General features: G+C 64.8%; 11 protein-coding genes. 1 reads left to right on the top strand and 10 read right to left on the bottom strand.

The genetic code is table 11. The annotated features are described in order from the left end of the window. Positions 1-14: 14 nt before the first annotated feature. Positions 15-1,277, bottom strand: a complete 1,263-nt coding sequence (locus QRN07_RS10295) for an ATP-grasp fold amidoligase family protein (RefSeq protein ID WP_285240981.1) — start codon at positions 1,275-1,277, stop codon at positions 15-17. Between the two features lie 129 nt (positions 1,278-1,406). Further along, positions 1,407-2,747 (bottom strand): UDP-glucose dehydrogenase family protein, encoded by a 1,341-nt coding sequence (locus QRN07_RS10290; protein ID WP_285241000.1) that lies wholly within the window; start codon positions 2,745-2,747, stop codon positions 1,407-1,409. A 206-nt stretch (positions 2,748-2,953) separates the two neighbouring features. On the opposite strand from QRN07_RS10290, the gene QRN07_RS10285 reads away from it, so the two are divergent. Beyond that, positions 2,954-3,751, top strand: coding sequence for a hypothetical protein (locus tag QRN07_RS10285; protein ID WP_285240980.1), 798 nt, complete (start codon positions 2,954-2,956; stop codon positions 3,749-3,751). 30 nt (positions 3,752-3,781) lie between these two features. Here the strand turns inward: QRN07_RS10285 and QRN07_RS10280 are convergent, their stop codons facing one another. From QRN07_RS10280 to wecC, 8 genes are all read right to left on the bottom strand, one after another. Further along, complete coding sequence (locus tag QRN07_RS10280; protein ID WP_285240979.1) at positions 3,782-4,894, bottom strand: hypothetical protein; 1,113 nt, start codon at positions 4,892-4,894, stop codon at positions 3,782-3,784. 67 nt (positions 4,895-4,961) lie between these two features. Next, a complete protein-coding gene (locus tag QRN07_RS10275; protein ID WP_285240978.1) occupies positions 4,962-8,006 on the bottom strand; it encodes a glycosyltransferase in 3,045 nt (1,014 codons plus the stop codon). 56 nt (positions 8,007-8,062) lie between these two features. Further along, positions 8,063-9,517, bottom strand: coding sequence for a hypothetical protein (locus QRN07_RS10270; RefSeq protein ID WP_157370904.1), 1,455 nt, complete (start codon positions 9,515-9,517; stop codon positions 8,063-8,065). Then, a complete protein-coding gene (locus QRN07_RS10265) occupies positions 9,514-10,440 on the bottom strand; it encodes a hypothetical protein (protein ID WP_050687008.1) in 927 nt (308 codons plus the stop codon). Before QRN07_RS10265 ends, QRN07_RS10270 begins: the two co-directional genes overlap by 4 nt. 23 nt (positions 10,441-10,463) lie before the next feature. Then, positions 10,464-12,770 carry a glycosyltransferase family 2 protein gene (locus QRN07_RS10260; protein WP_082484062.1) on the bottom strand — a complete coding sequence of 769 codons (2,307 nt, stop codon included), beginning with the start codon at positions 12,768-12,770 and terminating at the stop codon, positions 10,464-10,466. After that, entirely contained in the window at positions 12,767-14,629 is a 1,863-nt protein-coding gene (locus tag QRN07_RS10255; protein ID WP_056597356.1) for a glycosyltransferase, read from the bottom strand. Before QRN07_RS10255 ends, QRN07_RS10260 begins: the two co-directional genes overlap by 4 nt. Next, the gene (locus tag QRN07_RS10250) at positions 14,626-15,462 is read right to left on the bottom strand and encodes a hypothetical protein (protein ID WP_157370903.1); all 837 of its coding nucleotides are present in this window, start codon (positions 15,460-15,462) and stop codon (positions 14,626-14,628) included. The genes QRN07_RS10255 and QRN07_RS10250 overlap by 4 nt, the downstream gene beginning before the upstream one ends. Further along, entirely contained in the window at positions 15,455-16,762 is a 1,308-nt protein-coding gene (gene wecC, locus QRN07_RS10245) for a UDP-N-acetyl-D-mannosamine dehydrogenase (protein ID WP_056597353.1), read from the bottom strand. Before wecC ends, QRN07_RS10250 begins: the two co-directional genes overlap by 8 nt. Positions 16,763-16,764 lie beyond the last annotated feature (2 nt).

The following is a 16,764-nucleotide window of genomic DNA, read 5'->3' as shown; positions in this document are numbered from 1 at the left end:
CACCGGAACTGCGGTTACGCCCCGTAGCGGGCCACAACCCGCTGCGCGTGGGCGTACCCGTCCGCCGCCAGCCCGCGCAGGACATCGAGGGCTGAACCGTCACCGGCCGCGAGCCGGACTTCCGCAGCGCGTGCCGTGTGCCACAGGTTTCCCTGGGCCCGCGGCTCATGAAACCCGAGGGCTTTCGCTTCGAATTCCTGGAGCCGGCCGGTGCCCGTAATGGGACCGGCACTGCTCCGCACCAGTTGCTGGACGGCGAACGCCCGGCTGCCGTCCCCGTTCAGGTAGCCAATCAGATGTGCCGCCAGGACAAAAACCGGGCGGGACTTTCCTGGCGCCAGGTTCCCGCTGAGGACCGTGGGATAGCGCCTGTCCCCCTGGACGGCGGCTGCTGACATGGTCGAGTACAGCGTGGGGTGGGCTGTCACTGTTGGTTTGCGGTCCAACGATGCACGGAACACCGGCAGGTCAATGTCGAAGCCTGACAGCGCCGGCACATCCTCGCCCGCCATCGAGCGGTCCAGGAAATCAAGGATCCGGCTGCTGTAGCGGACCATGCCTGTGTCATCGCCTCCGGACGCGAACGTGAACTCACCGAAGACGGGTCCGTCCGGTCCGTCGTAGCAGTCGACTTTCACAAACCGGGTATCAAGCCCCGCTGAAAGGGCGGCGGCCATTTCCAGCATGGCCCCGGCGTGCCTGGGAACAACGTGGTTTTCGGGCAGCCAGCGCTGCTCGTCGATGGTGTAGTCCCTGTCCCGCTCGAGCGGGAGAAACGCCCCGTCAAAAAAAGCCATCCTGGGCGGTGAGACGTTCCGGTCAATCTGGTTGACATGGGTGACCCGGCCCCGGAAGGCATAGATCTTGTAGTCGAAGGGCAGGGGCTTGCCCGCAATGCCGGAATCAATGCATTCCTCCGCGAGCCAATAGGCGGGCGGGCGACCCAACGGCACGAGGTCCTCCGCGGTCAGCGTCCGCAGGCTGAGCAACTCCAGGTATTGCCCGCCGCCCAGCGGCTCCAGCACATAGATGCCCTTGGTGGAGTGCTGGTTGGGTTGTTTGACCACAAAACGGGGCCCGAAGCCCTCACCGGCCGCCAGCGCCTCTGCTGCGGTGCCAACCTTCGCATACCTCGGCACCGCGTAACCGGCCGCGGTGACGTAGTTGTAAGCCGTGTCTTTGTCGTCCAGCTCCCACGGGACGGGATCAGCTGCAGGATCGTTGAACATGTCGAAACGCTGCCGCATGAGGGATAGATACAGGCTGCCGGAAGTCATTTCTGAATCCTATCCAAGTGGACGGTGGCCCTGCATGTCACGCGCAAGGCTGTCGCTGACCCGGGAGCGCAGCAAAAACGCCGGCGGGAATGTTGCATCCCGCCGGCGCCTTTATTACTGCAGTCAGTCCTAGTTGGCGGCAGCCAGGTCCAGCAGCTCACTCTTGTGGCCCAGCGAGACAATGTCCCAGCCGGCGGCGTTCCATGTGCCGTGGTCCAATACATTGCGGCCGTCGAACATACGCTTATGCGCAACGACCTTGGCGAGCTCCGCGGGATCCACGGAGACCAGTTCCGACCACTCGGTCAGCAGCATCACGAGATCGGCGCTGTCCACCGCTGAGGCGAGGCTGTCCACGTAGTTGAGCCGGGGGTAGCGTTTGGCGGCGTTGGCGTTGGCTGCCGGATCGTAGACGCTGACGTCAGCCCCGCTGTTGAAGAGCCGTGCCGCCACGTCCAGGGCGGGCGAGTCGCGGACGTCGTCGCTGTTGGGCTTGAAGGCCACGCCCAGGACAGCGATGCGCTTGCCTTCGAGGGAGCCCAGGAGAGTCTCCGCAACGTGGACTGCACGGTCGCGGCGGCGGAGGTTGACTTCGTCGACCTCATTCAGGAACCGCATGGTGGAGTCGAGGCCCAGCTCGGAGACCCGGGCCTGCAGGGCGCGGATGTCCTTGGGCAGGCAGCCGCCGCCAAAACCGATGCCGGCGTTGAGGAACCTGCGGCCAATGCGGGCATCAAGGCCAATGGCGTCGGCCAGGGTCCGGATGTTGCCGCCCACAGTCTCCGTGACTTCGGAGAAGGCGTTGATGAAGGAAATCTTGGTGGCCAGGAAGGCGTTGGCTGCAACCTTGACAAGCTCAGCCGTCTCGAAGTCGGTGGAGATGAAGGGCGTCTCACGGCTGAGGGCATCCGCATAGACTTCCCGCAGGATGGCCTCTGCCGCGGCAGAATCGGACCCGATGACCAGGCGGTCCGGCCGCAGTGTGTCTTCCACGGCGAAGCCCTCACGCAGGAACTCCGGGTTCCACGCAAAACCGACGCTGACGCCGTCGCGCGCTTCCTCTGCGGCCAGCGCCTTGAGGCGGCGGGCCGATCCGACAGGTACTGTCGACTTGCCCACGATGAGGGAATCCTTGGTGGCGGCGCGGGCAATCGCGGAGACGGAAGCGTCGACGTAGGTCATGTCCGCGGCGTGTTCACCGGCGCGCTGGGGGGTTCCGACGGCAATGAAGTGGACATCGCCGAAGGCGCCGGCCTCTTCAAAGGACGTGGTGAACCGGAGCCGTCCGGACTCGGTGTGCTTGCGCAGGAGCTCCGGCAGGCCAGGCTCGTGGATGGGCAGTTCGCCCCTGCTGAGGCTGTCGATTTTTTCCTTGTCGACGTCAACGCCGAGGACTTCGAATCCCAGCTCAGCCATGCAGGCCGCGTGGGTCGCGCCAAGGTATCCCGTCCCGATAACGGTAAGTTTCAGTGTCACTAGTCCCCCAGTTGCCGCGGTAAATTCTTGAAAGAGTTCAGGTTCCTGCTGCATGCAAACGACGCAACCAAACGCGTCCACTATATCGTCAGGGCCGGGAATGCTCCCCATCTGTTGCCGCCGTGGTGGTTAACGTCATGTTGCCGGGGGCACCGTCCACCGGGGGCCGGCAGCCTGCCGCTGCGTCCTATACTGCTCCGGTGGAGAAGATTCAGATAGCGCCCGCGGACTATCACCTGCTGACCGAAGCGGGGTGGTACGCCGTGGATTTCGGTAAATTCGAGCTGAACTTTTATTTCCGGCCATCAGCGGCGAAGAAGGCCTATGTTATCTCGCCTGGCTTCTTCAAGCGTGCAGACCAGCCGCACCCGTATTTCCAGCGGATCCGGATGTTTTCCGAGCTGGACGGGATCGGAATCTCCATGGCGGATCCTTCCCTGGACCTCGCCGATGACATCCAGATCGGCTGGTTCCTCGGCTCGCGCTGGGTGGACTACACAAAAACAATTGCCGCTTACCTTGAGAAGCTGTTCGCCCACTTCGGCATCGCCAACCACGATGCCTTGTTCTTTGGCTCCTCGGGCGGCGGGTTCGTTTCCCTGGTCCTTGCCACCCATATCCGCGGTGCCAAAGTGCTGGCCATGAATCCGCAGACCGAACTCCTGCGCTTCCATGACGTGCGTGAACTGTCCAGGGTCCTGGAGGCGGGCTGGCTCGGTGTCAGCAACATGAGCATCCAGCGGGACCACGCGCACCGTTTCAGCATCGCTGCCCTGTTTGACAGCGAGCAGTACATCCCGCACGGGATCATCATGGTCAACACCTACGATCCGTGGCACATCGAGCACCACATCGCGCCGATGATCAAGGGCATGGTGAACAAGGACATCGGTAAGCCGGGGCTGCAGATCCGCTTCTTCAGCAGCGAGGCCGCCGGCCACAACCCGCTCCCGGTCAACCACATCATCCCCGTGATGCTGGAGCTGAACGGGGCCTAGGCTTTCCGCCGGCGCGGCCGGCCCCGCGGGCTATCCTGCAGCCGTCCTGCGGAGCAACCTGAGCCAGTTCCGGGCGTAGTGGCCCACCACTTTCTGCTGCCGCAGGTGCGCATCGATCTCGGTCTTGTCCAGGGCCGGACGCGTACCGGTCCCCGCCAGAGCCTCTGCCACGACTTTACCCACGGCCTCGGACAACCTGAACCGGCCGACGTCGTCCGCTTCCTTGGTCGCGGCGGCGAAAGTGGCGGCGTCGTCGAATCCCGAAACCAATTCCCCGGCAATGGCGGCGGTGTCCTTGCGGGTAAACCCGCGGCCCGAAAAGTTGTGGTATTCACTGGCGTCGAAGTTTTGCGGCCCCAACCAGCCTGGACCGCCGAACTTGTCGTAGCAGTAGACAGGGACGCCGGCGAGCAAGGCGTACTGGACGGTCTTGCCGATGGTGATGACGCCGTCCAGGCCCGCGAAGGTCCCGGGCGTGACCCGGAGGGGCTTTGAGTCCTTTAGGCCGCCGGTGCCGATGGGCTGGAATTCGATACCGGCAGGCGGGGCGTCAAAGAGTTCCGCCAGTTCCGCCGGCACGTGGTTCGAGACGATGCCGAACCGTCGCTTCAGTCCCCGTTCGCCGGGCACGGCCTGGCTGAAGGCATCCGGGGCAGGATTCGCGAACACCATCATCCGGTCGGCGTCAAAACCGGCGGTGGAGCCACTGGAGCGGTGCAGGTCGAGGGTCTCCGGTGAGTTGTATAGGTGCAGCCCGGCGAGCCGGGCCTCCATCCCTGCCGACCAGGACATCTCCAGCGGATGGACCGATGACATGTGGTTGAACACAAACGATGTGTGTTCCGGATGGTTCAGGAGATAACCCGGCACCAACTGGTGATGGATCCAGGCGAGCCCGGGCGGGTCGCTGGCGAGCCGTTCATCCAGTCTGGGATCGTCCAGGTCGAAGCAGGCGATGTTGGGCCGGCCGGACAGGTGCGACATCACGGGCGGCCCGATGCTCCAGGTACCGATGGTGACTTTGCTGCCGGCGGCCGCGAAATGCTCAGCCAGTTCCAGGGTGACCATTTCGGAGCCGCCGTAGCTCAGGAGGTGGGCCTGCGAAATAAACACATGCGAAATCGTGGGGGTCGTGCTGTCCATCCGCGGGCTACCTCCATTGGTACCGTTTGAATCGGCGCGGGCGTGGCACTGCCACGCCCGCGGGTGCTTAGTTTCGTTTGGCGCGTACTGCCTTCAGCAGCGTGGCGGCCCTGGCATCAAAATTGTGCTCATCGCGGATCCGCTGGCTGATGGCTGCCATCTGCGCGTCATCGGGGAACCCGTCCGGATCGGCCAGGACCTGCTCCAGTTCTTCCACCGTGGTGTAGGTCCGGACAGCGCCGCCGAAGATCTCGGCGATCCCGTCTACCTCGTCGCTGATGACCCTGGCACCGGACGCCACAGCGTCATAGAGCCGGTTGTTGGCGAACCCCCAGCGGGCCATGTCCTCGAAGTGGTCATTAAGCACCACTGCCGAGGAGCCGTAAAGGCCCGCCAGGTCATCGTTGGAAATGTAGTCGTCAGCCACCATCCCAGCGGGGATGAACTGCTCCCACCGCGGACCCCAGACGCTCACGTCCTTGCCCAGCCCCACGCAGTCGGCAACAATTTTGCGGCCAATGGGTTTGCGGGGGCCGCCCACGAATGTCAGTCCGTATTGTGTGGCGCCGGCTTTCGCGGCATCCGGGTGGAAACGCCGGGGGTTCGTCGCCTGGGGAAGGTAGTGGGCGTTGATGCCCCACTCGCTGGATACGTGCTCACACCAGATCCGCGACCCGCCGAAAACAATGTCGAACCCAAGCAGCTCATCCCTGGTGATCAGGTCCGGCCGGCTGATGGCCCACAGGACGTTGGTCTTACCGGGCTGCGGTTCGCAGCGGACCAGCCCGCGGATCACCAGCACCACATCGTCCAGGTGGTTGGACGGCCGCGAGAATGCTCCTGCGCGGTCCACCAGCGCGTCCTGGCCCAGTGCCTTGAGCGCTTCAACAAGATCCGCGGCGTAGGGGACATCGCCCCACCGGTCGCCACCTGAGCTGAAGTCGGCACCGATTTTGATGGCCCACCGCAGGCGTGGTTCTGCCACTTCGGCTTCAGGGGCGGCGGCCCGTGACACAACGGCCGACGCCGGCTGGAGCCTTGGGTGCCGGGGGGCAACCACCGCGTCAACAAGGAGTCCAAGGTCGCCGTAGTGCGCTGCCAGGCTGCGGACGGGTCCGGTGCCGGCGGACAGCCATTCCGCGTCGCCGGCGGTGAGGGCAGCTTCTTCAGTGTAGGAGTCGGCGGCGTGGTCCACGGCGAGGGCCTCGCCGGCGCAGACGAAGTCCCCGTCCGAGCCGGTTTTGAGGCGGCGCAGGAAGTCGATGATGGCAGCGTCGCCGGCGAAGACGTTGGTGAACCGGCCCAGCCGCTCGAAGTCAGGTGCCCGGACACAGAAAGCCGCCGGCGCCAACTCGTCCAGGTGGAGGCCATTGTGTCGGCGGGCATCGTCAATGGCCAGCCCCTTGAACAGGGGAATCGCCAGGCTGTTCCGGTGGGAAACTCCGCCGCCGGACACTACAACACCCACGCCGTCGGTCAGGAGGGGTTGGGCGCCGATGACGGCGGCGTCCGCCAGCCGGTCAGCAAGTTTTCCGGCGGCGCCGGCCCGGAGTTCCACGCCTTCCCGCAGGAACACCAGATTCGGCGCCGTGGCGTGTGCCGAAGCGATGTTGTTGGCGATGGCCGGCGTGTAGCGGCGGGGAAGCTTGAGGTACTTGAGGTGCGCGATGCCGGCAAGAGCGGTCCGGAGCCGGAGGGACGTGCGGAAGCCCGGAACTTCGTCCACGACGATCAGTTCCACGGCGTCCGCGTCATCCGATTCCTGGATCTGGCGGATGCTGCGGACGGCCAGGTCGATACTGTCCGTAACGCGCATGATCACGGAGACGGCAGGGGTATCCGTGCGCTGGTCAGCCAGATCGGGCACAAACCGGTTCTGCAGGTTCTTGCCGAGCACGGCGAATTCCCAGTTGGCCGACTCGCGCCGGGTAATCCGGTCCTCGTTGTGGTCATCCACGTAGTCGCAGCCGATGAAGGGGAAGTACTCAATGGTGGCTGTTTCCGTGATCCGCAGGACCAGGTCGTAGTCCACCCAGCGGCGCAGGGACGCGTCGAAGCCACCCAGCTTGCGGACAAGGGCCGTCTGGACCACCAGCACGTTCAGGTCCACGTAGTTGCGGACCAGGAGCTTCTCGGCCGTGATGATCTGCCCGGTGTATTCTTCCCGATCGTTGAGCATCCTCACCGCGGAGTAGGCGGCGAGGCTGCCTTCCACGGACAGGCCGGCGTGCATGTTCTTGAGGAAGTCCGGCCGCCAGGTGTTGTCGGAATCAAGGAAGGCGAGGAATTCGCCCCGTGCTTCGTCGATGCCGCGGTTACGGGCGGCGCAGACTCCCTGATGGTCGGCTTCCACGAGGCGGATGCGGGGGTCGGCTTCGGAGAGCGCACGGACCACGTCCTGGGTTCCGTCGGTGCTGCCGTCGTCCACCACGATCAGTTCCCACGCGCCAAGGCTTTGGTGGCGGACGGAGTCGATGGCTTCCTCGATCACCAGGGCGCGGTTCCAGGCAGGCATCACAATGCTGACAGCGGGTTCACCGCCCTCAGCCGGTGCCGGAACGTCGTCGATGCTGGCAAGCCACACGTCTTCTTCGATGGCGGACCAGGTGGTCCGCCGCAGCGGCTTTTTGCCGAGTTCGATCTGCTTGGCGTTCCTGGCGTGGGCGATGACCAGTGCCCGCGCATCCAGCCAGCCGGGCGCCGCACCGATCAGCTTGTCCGGTGCCGGCAGTTCCCGGTCGCGGCCTGCCCGGAACCGGGACAGCAGCAGGGAGCCTTCGTCGGCCGGATCCGTGAAGAGCGAAGGGTCAAACAGCCAGGACCAGCGGTGCTCGCGGGACTGCTGGCTCCTCAGGTAGGTCAGGAGCGCCTCGACGTTTCCGGCCTTGTAGGCTTCCCGCAGGTGCAAGGGGAACATGCCGAGGTCAAACAGGGGGTGGAAACTCAAGCCGGCCTTCATGCCGAACTGGACCAGATGCCTTACAGCGGCGCGTTTCGACTCAAAGTCCCGCCCGCACTCGGCGGCGTAGTACTCGGCGTCAAATACCTGGGTATCGACGAGGCGCTGACCGCGTACCGCGATCGGGGCCAGGGATTCCTTAGGTGTGCTCACGTAATGCAGTTCCTTCGTTCAGCGATGATGGGTGGGCGCCGGAGCGGCGGTTGGTGCTACTGCACGGCCGCGAGTTTGGGCGCAAGGGCATTGGTGGCCAGGTCGAAGGCTACCCGCGAGAGCCGGTCCGGTCCGCTGAGACGCATAAACGCCTTGAACAGGTTCCGCGAGTTGTATCCCACCATCGCCGGCATGGCGAGGTCGGCTTCAGTCAGGGATACGCTGCCCCAGGTGCCCATACGGTGCTCCCAGTAGAAAATATCGTTCGGGTCGTAGCCCGCCAGCCGTTCGGTGGTGAACGAGGTGCGGTCCATCATGTCACCGAAGAGGTTGCGGGTGACGTTTGATCCGGAGTTGACGTCGTAGGCGTTGGCGAGCTGGCGGACGCTGACGCCGCTGACCTGGTTCATGGTGCCTTGGTAGAAGCCGCGCATGACCTCGCCGCCGAACCCGCGGACGAACAGGCCGTCGGGAACCTCAACCGCGGACTTCGTCAGTTCGGCGAGCCATGCGGATCCCGCACCGCGGTAGTAGGCGGTGGCGAGCCTGTAGGCGTGCGAAAACACGTCGTCGGCGTTGTTCAGCGTCAACCGGTTGGGGATGCCCCACACATGGGCGTGCACCCCGTACTGCTGGGCGAGCTCGCCCGCAATCCTGGCATCCTTTGAGTTGACGACGTTGCCTTTTTCACTGCGGACGTAGGTGAAGACGTAAGGGTTCAGGTCCTTCACGGCGGCGAAGACGCCACGGCTGTCGGTGCCCGCTGTGAGCCCGAGAACGGGCCGGGAGGCGCGGTGCTTCAGATACGCGGCCATTCCCTCCAGGTGTCCTACAAGGACGGCGGCTGCGTCCTCGTTGCCGATCTGTTCGCCGGCCTCTTCCCGCGGCCAGAACCGTTCGGGGCGCTGTTCCGTGAGGTGGAGTTTGGTGTTCGGGGTGAGCTGCAGGACGTTTTCGTAGGGGGAAGCAACGCCGGGCAGGTACTTGACGTCCCGCTGGACGTAGTTTTTGGACATGATGAACGGGACAAAAAAGTCGGCGAAATTGGCACCGATGGCTTCGCGGACCAGTTCAGCATGCGACGCCGCCACAGCCGGGCCGGCTGCTGAGTAGAACACCGACCGGGATCCCATGGCATCCTGGTAGATTTCGGTGCCCGCGGGCGAGTGGACGACGAGGGCGAAACGTCCGGCAAGCCGGTCCAGCGTCGCGTAGAAGGCGTCCTCGTGCTGGATATCGTCGAGCAACTGTTCCAGGACTGCTGATTCCGCGAACACTGCACGCTCGGGGTCGAAAGCGGACCCAAGGATGGCGACGTGGATTCCGTGGGCGGAGCCTGCCGTGACGGAAGTATCAGGGTGGGTCAGGAGTTGCAGTCCGCCCAGGACAGCATGCTGCCAGCCCGGCCGGGCCGGGACCTGGCGGCCGGATTCTGTGATCACAAAGCCGTTGCGGAAGTACACGCCGCCCTGGTTGCCAATGGCCCGTTCGTCAGATGTTGAAGACATCATCGATTTCCCAGGTCCTTTCCTTGAAGTGCTTCGGCCGGAATGATGGTGAGGTTCGTGCCAAAGAATTGCTGGTGTGCGTCGTCGATGTGCTTGAGGAAGCGGCCCCGGGACGGTGGGGCGTGCCCTTCCTCCTGGCGTTCAGCGTGGAAACTGATCCTGCCGTCGGCCGTGGATCCGCCGGTGTCCGGATCCACGCCCAAGGAAAGGGCAAAGGGTGCGTAGTGCGCCTCGAAGTGGAACCGGTCCCGGGTGTTCTGGACAAAGCGGACGTAGTTGGTATCCGCTGAGGCCTTATAAAGCTTACGCATGTTCACGCGTTCACCGAATTCCGCTTCGATGTCGTTGAGCGAGCCACGGTCCTTGAACGCAGCAGCCGTCAGGGCCCTTTTGTGGCTTGGGAGATACCCGGCGATGGACGTCTGCGGCGAAAACACCACAGCGGCCGAGCCGGCAATCTGCCGGGAGAGTGCCAGGGCGCCGAACCCGCCGGCACTGCTGCCGACGCACATCACCCGGGTGTATCCGCCGTTCCGGGCAATGGCCCGGACACTCTCGGCGTATTCGGAGATCAGGTCCTGCTGGGCGCTGCCGATGTACCAGCCGATCTCCAGCGAACCGCTCTGTTCCAGCGTGCTGTCGGAAAGGTACAGGCGGGCGCACTGCACCTGGTTCAGGGTCCGGCGCCACTCAAACCTGGGCACTTTGAACCGTCCCCGGTTCAGCGCCCCATGCAGGGAAACGATGAGGGTGCCGCTGTCGAACGGTTCGTAGAGCATCCGGCCGTGCAATCTTCCCGGTTCGCTGGGCTCAACAACAAGGTGCACAGGGTGGTCGGGGAGCTGCTCCGGGGCAGACTCGGGATGCCAGGAAAGGATCGGAGCGTTGTGCGCCTCATCCCAGGCGCCGGGGTCGTGGTCAGTCATTGGTGATTCCCCTGGTTGGTTGGTCATGCTGTCACAGCCGTTTGGTGGTCCGGGCGGAAAGCTTCGTCTTCGAACTCCGGCTCAGCGTACGGAACGAGTTCAAGGTCTGAGGCCCGCGCAAGGTTCTTCCCGATCGCTTCGTAGACTTCCTGCTCGGCTGCCGTCCACCGGACGGGCGCGCCGAAGATCTTCTCCACGTTGCGGGACACCACTCCGACTGAGTACCGCTGTTCCCGCTTTGCGCGGTTGTAGGGCGAGGCAGATGCGTGGACGACGACGGACTCCGCGGACTGCCCGCTGCGCAGCTCACGCGTGTATTCGAATGCCGTCGGGTCAAAAATGTGGACCACAGCGGAGGATACGGCGTCCGTGATTTCGACGCGGTGCAGGGTGCCCGCGTCGAATTCCTCCATGGTGGTTTTCGGGAAGGAAGCGTCGATGGAGAGGGTGTTGATGATGCTTGGCACGTGCATCACGCCCACCCGCTGGTTCTCCGCCCGGGCGTCCCGTACGGCGTTCCAAAGCCGGGCAGCCATGGGCTCCGGCGCGGCGAAATCGCCCACCACCAGGACCCCGAGGTCAAGGGTTCCGCCGCGGACGGGCAGAAACTTCGCCGGAGCGGGGAAACACCTGACGCCCGGTTCGAAGGTCATAAAGCCGCTGTGTTCGCCCTGTTCCACCTTCTCGTGCCAGTGCTCGTAGGCGGACCTGTAGGCTACCCGGTCCGGAGACCGGTAACCCAGCCTGAAATCGTCCATGGAGAGGTTGCTCGCGCCGACCAGTGAGAGGGTCAGGGGAACGTTGGTGACTTCCAGCGGTTCCTCACGGCTGACCAGCATCCTGTAGCGGAGGATGAATTCGGTGTCGGCTGCCTTCCGAACCGTGTCCCAGAAACCCAGCTTTTCCCGGATCACGTCCACGGGGAACATAGCCGAGACGTGCGCCGGTGTTACGTAGGCGCCCCGCCAGCCGCGGTAGTGGAACATCAGGTCCTGGTCCGCCCGTGCCCAGGGGGCGGAAACAAGGCGGTTGTCGGTCCGTTCGACGGCGGCAGCCACCAGCATCTCGATTTTCTGCGGGTGCTGCCAGTCGTCGCCGTCGAAGATGGTGAGGAACTGGCCGGTCGCGAGGGAATAGCCGATGTTGCGTGAGGTGTAGGCGCCGGAGTTGGGCGTATTGCGGATCACCTGGATCCGGCTGTCGGCTGTTTCCCATTTGTCCAGCCTCTGGGTGTACGGGTCGCCGGAACCGTCGTCCACGATGATGATTTCGAGGTTGCGGTAGCTCTGGTCAAGCGCCGACTGGATCGCGAGATCGGTGTACTCGTCCGGGCGGTAAACAGGCATAACCACGGTGACGAGGGGCCCGGTCTCCACTGCGTCCACGGCAGTGGCCGCGAGCCTGGCGAAAGCCGGTCCGGAGCCCGTGCGCAGCGCTATGGTGGCGAGTCCTGCGGATTCGTAGACCGCGTTGATCTCAGCCAGCCATTCCTCGCCGGTGTGGCTTTGGTGGCGGAACGGGTTCTTGGCGTTGGCACGGAACAGGTGCAGGTCGGTCGGGTTCAGCTTCTCCGCGTCGTACAGGCCCTGGAACTTGAGGGTCTGGTCGCCCCTGCCGGTCTGCGACAGTGCGTCCAGGTAGAACTCGCCGCGTTTTTTGCCCTTGAAGGGGGCTGCCCCAAGCTTTTGGTAGACAAACCGGTAAATGGTGACGGCGTTGAGCATGTCATCGGCCCGGAGATTCTGGCGGTAGCAAAGGTCGGCGATCAGGAGCAGCCGGATCTTGACGGTTGAGTCCAGGACCTTGGTGGCCTTTTTCTTTGCCGGTCCGCCCTGGCGGTACATTTCCAGCGCGGTTTCCAGGTCCTTCCAGTTCCACTGGCCGTTGGTCACCATCCTGACCAGGATGTCGCGGCCGTCGAGTGACCTGAGCTTGGTGAGCCGTTGCACCAGTTTTGCCGGCGTGAGTCTGGCGTCAGTGGCCCAGACGGAATCGGTGCCGAAAGAGGCTTTCGCCGGCGCCGGAGCCGGGGCCGGGACTGCCTGCAGGGCCAGGGCGCTCCGCCGGGCAGCAGTCCGCGCACCCTTCAGCAGCGCGTCCACCTTCAGCGCCGCTGCGGTGCCGCCGAGGAACAGGAGGATGAGCGCCGCAATGAGCACCACGGGGGCACGGAAATAGGCAGCGGCAATGCTCACCACAAACAGGAGGACGCCCGCAAGAACCGCCATCTTCTTCTGGCCGGAAAGCCTGCCGAAGCGGCGAATGAACTGCCGGACCGGAATCTTTGAGCCCAACGATTGATTGGTCTTTTGAGAAGTGATGTTGCTCATCCCCTGTTATCAGTACTGAAGTAGCTCGAAAAGTTTGCGCTGCGGCCAGCAAAGGCCTGCGGGCCGGCCTGAATCTGGGGCGGCGGAACAAACCCGTCCCACTGTTCGGCAACGCTTTGCAAAAAGGTGCTGTCGTCCGGGTTCCAGGTATGCCCGCCATGGCTGTCAACGGCGGAATGCCGGTGCATCAAATAGTTCTGCCCGTGGGACCGGTAGATGAGCCCGTCGGCTGCAAGGACGGCCTGCAGCAGGCAACGGTCAACGGCGCGGTGGACCGGGCGCCAGCCGCCCAGCCGGCGAAGGTCGTCGAGCCGCATTAGCATGGTGCCGCCGGCAACGTGGTCGGAGTACTGCTCCCCCAGCGGCGGCCGGCGGGTGGTGATGTCGAGTGCCTCCAGGTAGACGAATTCAACCTGTGCCCCCACCAGCTGGGCACCGCTGTACTCGGCGCTGCGCACGAGGTCCCGGATATGGTCCGGTCCGTACCAGTCGTCGTCGTCCATCTTTGTGAGGTAGTCACCCGCGGCAACCTTGGTTCCTGCATTCAGGACGTCGCCGAAGATCGTTTGGGAGGGCACCGACAGGACAGTCAGCTGGCCCTGGTAGCCGGCAATTGCCTGTTGGGCGGCGGGGTCGTACTGGTCGAAACCATGCAGGACCAGGACCACCTCGAGCTGTTGCCAGGACTGCCGGGCTATTTGCGCCAGGGCGGATCCCACCTTGTCGGGCCTTCTGGTGGCAAGGAGGACACTGACCGTCGGCTCGGCCGCCAGCGGAAGACCCAACCCTTGCAGGACGCGGTTCCAGCGCTGGCGCGGGGCGAATTCCTCGATGGCGGCGCGCCGGAGCTCGATCGATTTTGATTCCCGTTGCACGGGCGGGTCCGCGGGATCGAATGCGGCGATGCGGCGGACCAGCGTGTCACCGAGCATGGCTTCCACCCCGGCGGAGAGGTGCGATGCCAGCAAGGGAACACCGGCAACGCTCAGTTCCGCCACCCGTCGGGCCAGGGCCCGGTCCATGGCGGCGAATTGTGTTCCGTCGATGCTGACGTAGGCAGCGTTCCGGATTGAGGCCAGCTCGGGACCGGTGAGGGCCACTGCGTCCAGGGCTGCTCCTGCCGCGAGGTCAACGACCGGGCCGTCGGCGTAGGGGTTGAACCCTTGGGGGCTGATGACTGCAGTGTCGACCGGAGGCAGGTCGTGGGGGCGCGGGACCCAGGCCTGCGGGGTTGCCCGCCCTTTAATCCTCGGCAATGGCCTGGGCAGCTGCCCCACGATGACGTCCACGGCGAAGATGTCATCGTCGTCTGGATTAAGCATGTCAGGGGTTACCAGGCTTGCCAGGGTGTCCCCCGCGAGCCAGTTACGGTCGCCCGGTTCCAGCACACCGGCGCGGATTCCGCCCAGCACCGGCACGGGTCCGGCCGGGCCGGCTCCGGCCAGGGCAGCGGTGGCTGCGGCGTGGATGGGAACCCATTTTCCGCCTTCGATGACCGTAGCGAAGCCCAGGCCAGGCACAATCCGGCCGGCGGCCTGCGCCTTGGTTGCCAAATGCCTGCTGGTCCAGGCGGCGGCGTCCTGGTGGGGGGCGTGGCCTTCGATCACCAGGACAAACCGTTGGGCTTTGCCCTCGCTGCGGAGCAGTGGGAGCAGGCTGCGCGCTTCAGCCAGGGAGCGGGCCCGGACCAGGTAGGTGCCCCACCAGCGCCTGTCCAGGGGTACGTCATGGTGCCAGTTCCCGGCGTCGCCACTATCGCGCCGCTGCCAGGGCGTGGCGGCGTAGTCCAGCCCGAGTGCTGTCATGACGGGCGCGATGGGGGCAGTCCCGAAGCCGACGGCGACGCTGTCCAGCTTCATGAGTTGCGCGCCCGCCCGAGCATGGCTTTGGCCCGGGAGGTGATGTAGCCGGGACCCCGCCGGGCAACCGCTGCAAGCCGCGCAGCGCCCCGCTGCCGGGAGGTTCCGGCTTCCAGCCGACGGCTGTCAGCTTCCGCCCTGGCTACTTTGGCTTCAAGCTGCCTGATGCGCTCTTCGTAGTCCGCCCGGACAGCGGCGTCAGCGGCGTCCCGGACCAGGACGGTCAGGTCATGGCGGCCTGCAGCCCCTTTTCGCAGATGCAGGCGCGGCGCCGGTTGCCGGACGTCATGGACGCCAACGGAGCTTCCAGAAACCCACCGTTCTCCCCCGGCGGCGCGGACCGACTTTTCCGGATCTCCACCGGTGCTGGTCTTGTTGAGCACTGCGCTGTCCCAGAATTCGACGGAATCAGTCCGGCCGTCCACCAAGGCGCGGATCAGTTGGGCTCCTGTGGCCTGGGCTGCATCCACGAGTGCTTCGATGGAGAAGGTTCCCAACCTGGTGCCCGCGGGAAGAACCAGGGTGTAGGTCGGGTCATGCAGGCCCGTGAGGGGGCCGGGCTGCCAGCTGAACCTGGCGTCAGAACCGAGCCACGCCCGGGTACCGGCCATACCGGTCCCGGGCACCCCGACGATCGCCGCCGTAAAATCCTGGCAGGCAGATGCCAGGAGGGACGCGGCGGTTGCTGCCACGTCGAGTTCGGCTGCGGAGCCTGCAGGGATGACGACGCTGACCAGCCCGGACGCCGTACGGGGCCCGTGGACAGCCTTGAGTTGGATGCCGATGGCTGCCAAATCGGCGGTAACCGTGTCGGCTTTATTGTCCCTAACCAACGGAGTCCGCGCCCGCCAGGACGGGCTGCACCGGGACTGCAGCCTGCCTGTCGTTCCAGATTCCCTTGGTGTCGATGACCAGCTTGCCCTCGAGGTCCTGCGGTGTGACGGCGAGGAACTGGTCGTGGTCAACCAGCAGCAGGACAACGTCGGCCGTGGCCAATGCGTCAGGGAGGGAATGCATTGCGGTGATTCCGGTGTTTTCCAGGGCGGCAGGAAGATCTTCGACATGGGGATCCACCGGGAGGATGGTGGCCAGCGGCAGCCTGCGTGCGAGTTCCTGGACGATCGTCATGGACGGGGATTCCCGGACGTCGTCGATGTTGGCCTTGAAGGCCAGGCCGAGTACGGCCACCGTGGCGCTTTCCCGGTCGGTGAGGAGTCCGGTCACGCGGTCCACCACGTGGTGCGGCTTGGCGTCGTTGACCTCGCGGGCGGTGCGGATCAGGCCGGACTCCTGTGGTGCGGCGTCAACAATGAACCACGGATCCACGGCAATGCAGTGCCCACCCACGCCGGGGCCGGGGCGCAGCACATTGACCCGGGGGTGGTGGTTGGCGAGTTCGATGAGCCGCCATACATCGATGCCAAGTTTGTCGCAGATCACCGACAACTCGTTGGCAAACGCAATGTTCACGTCGCGGAAGGTGTTTTCCACCAGTTTGGTCATCTCGGCCGTGGTGGCGTCGGTGAGAAGGATCTCGCCCTGGCAGATGACTTCGTACAGCTTCTTGGCCAGTTGCGCGCCCTCATCTGTGAGGCCGCCGATGACACGGTCGTTCGTTGCCATCTCGATCATGATCCTGCCGGGAAGGACGCGTTCCGGTGAGTGCACCACGTGGACCTGGGCAGCGCCTTCTCCGGCGCCGGACCACAGGTCCGGCCGGACCCGGGCCAGGTGTGCGGCCAGCCGTTCGGTGGTGCCTGGCGGTGACGTCGATTCCAGGATGACCAGTTCGCCGCCGCGGAGTTTCGGGGCCAGTGCCTCCACGGCGCTAGTGAGGTAGGACATGTCAGCCCCTTTGCCTTCGGCCAGGGGCGTGGGAACGGCAATGATGTAGGCGTTGGCGTGCGGAACCTCGGTCATGGCCACCAGGTTGCCCAGACTGACTGCGCCGGAGACAACAACGCCCATATCAGGCTCAACGAACGGGACTTCGCCGCGGTTTACAGCGTCAACGGTGGCCTGCTTAACGTCCACCCCGGCCACCAGTTTGCCTTTGGCGGCAAAGATGGCTGCGGTGGGCAGCCCGATGTAGCCAAGTCCGATCACTGCCAGGTCATAAACTGTCGTCTGCATGG

Source organism: Pseudarthrobacter sp. MEB009, from assembly GCF_030208875.1.
Classification (GTDB): domain Bacteria; phylum Actinomycetota; class Actinomycetes; order Actinomycetales; family Micrococcaceae; genus Arthrobacter.
Note: the sequence above shows the minus strand (reverse complement) of the source record. Positions and strands in the feature narration are given on the sequence as shown.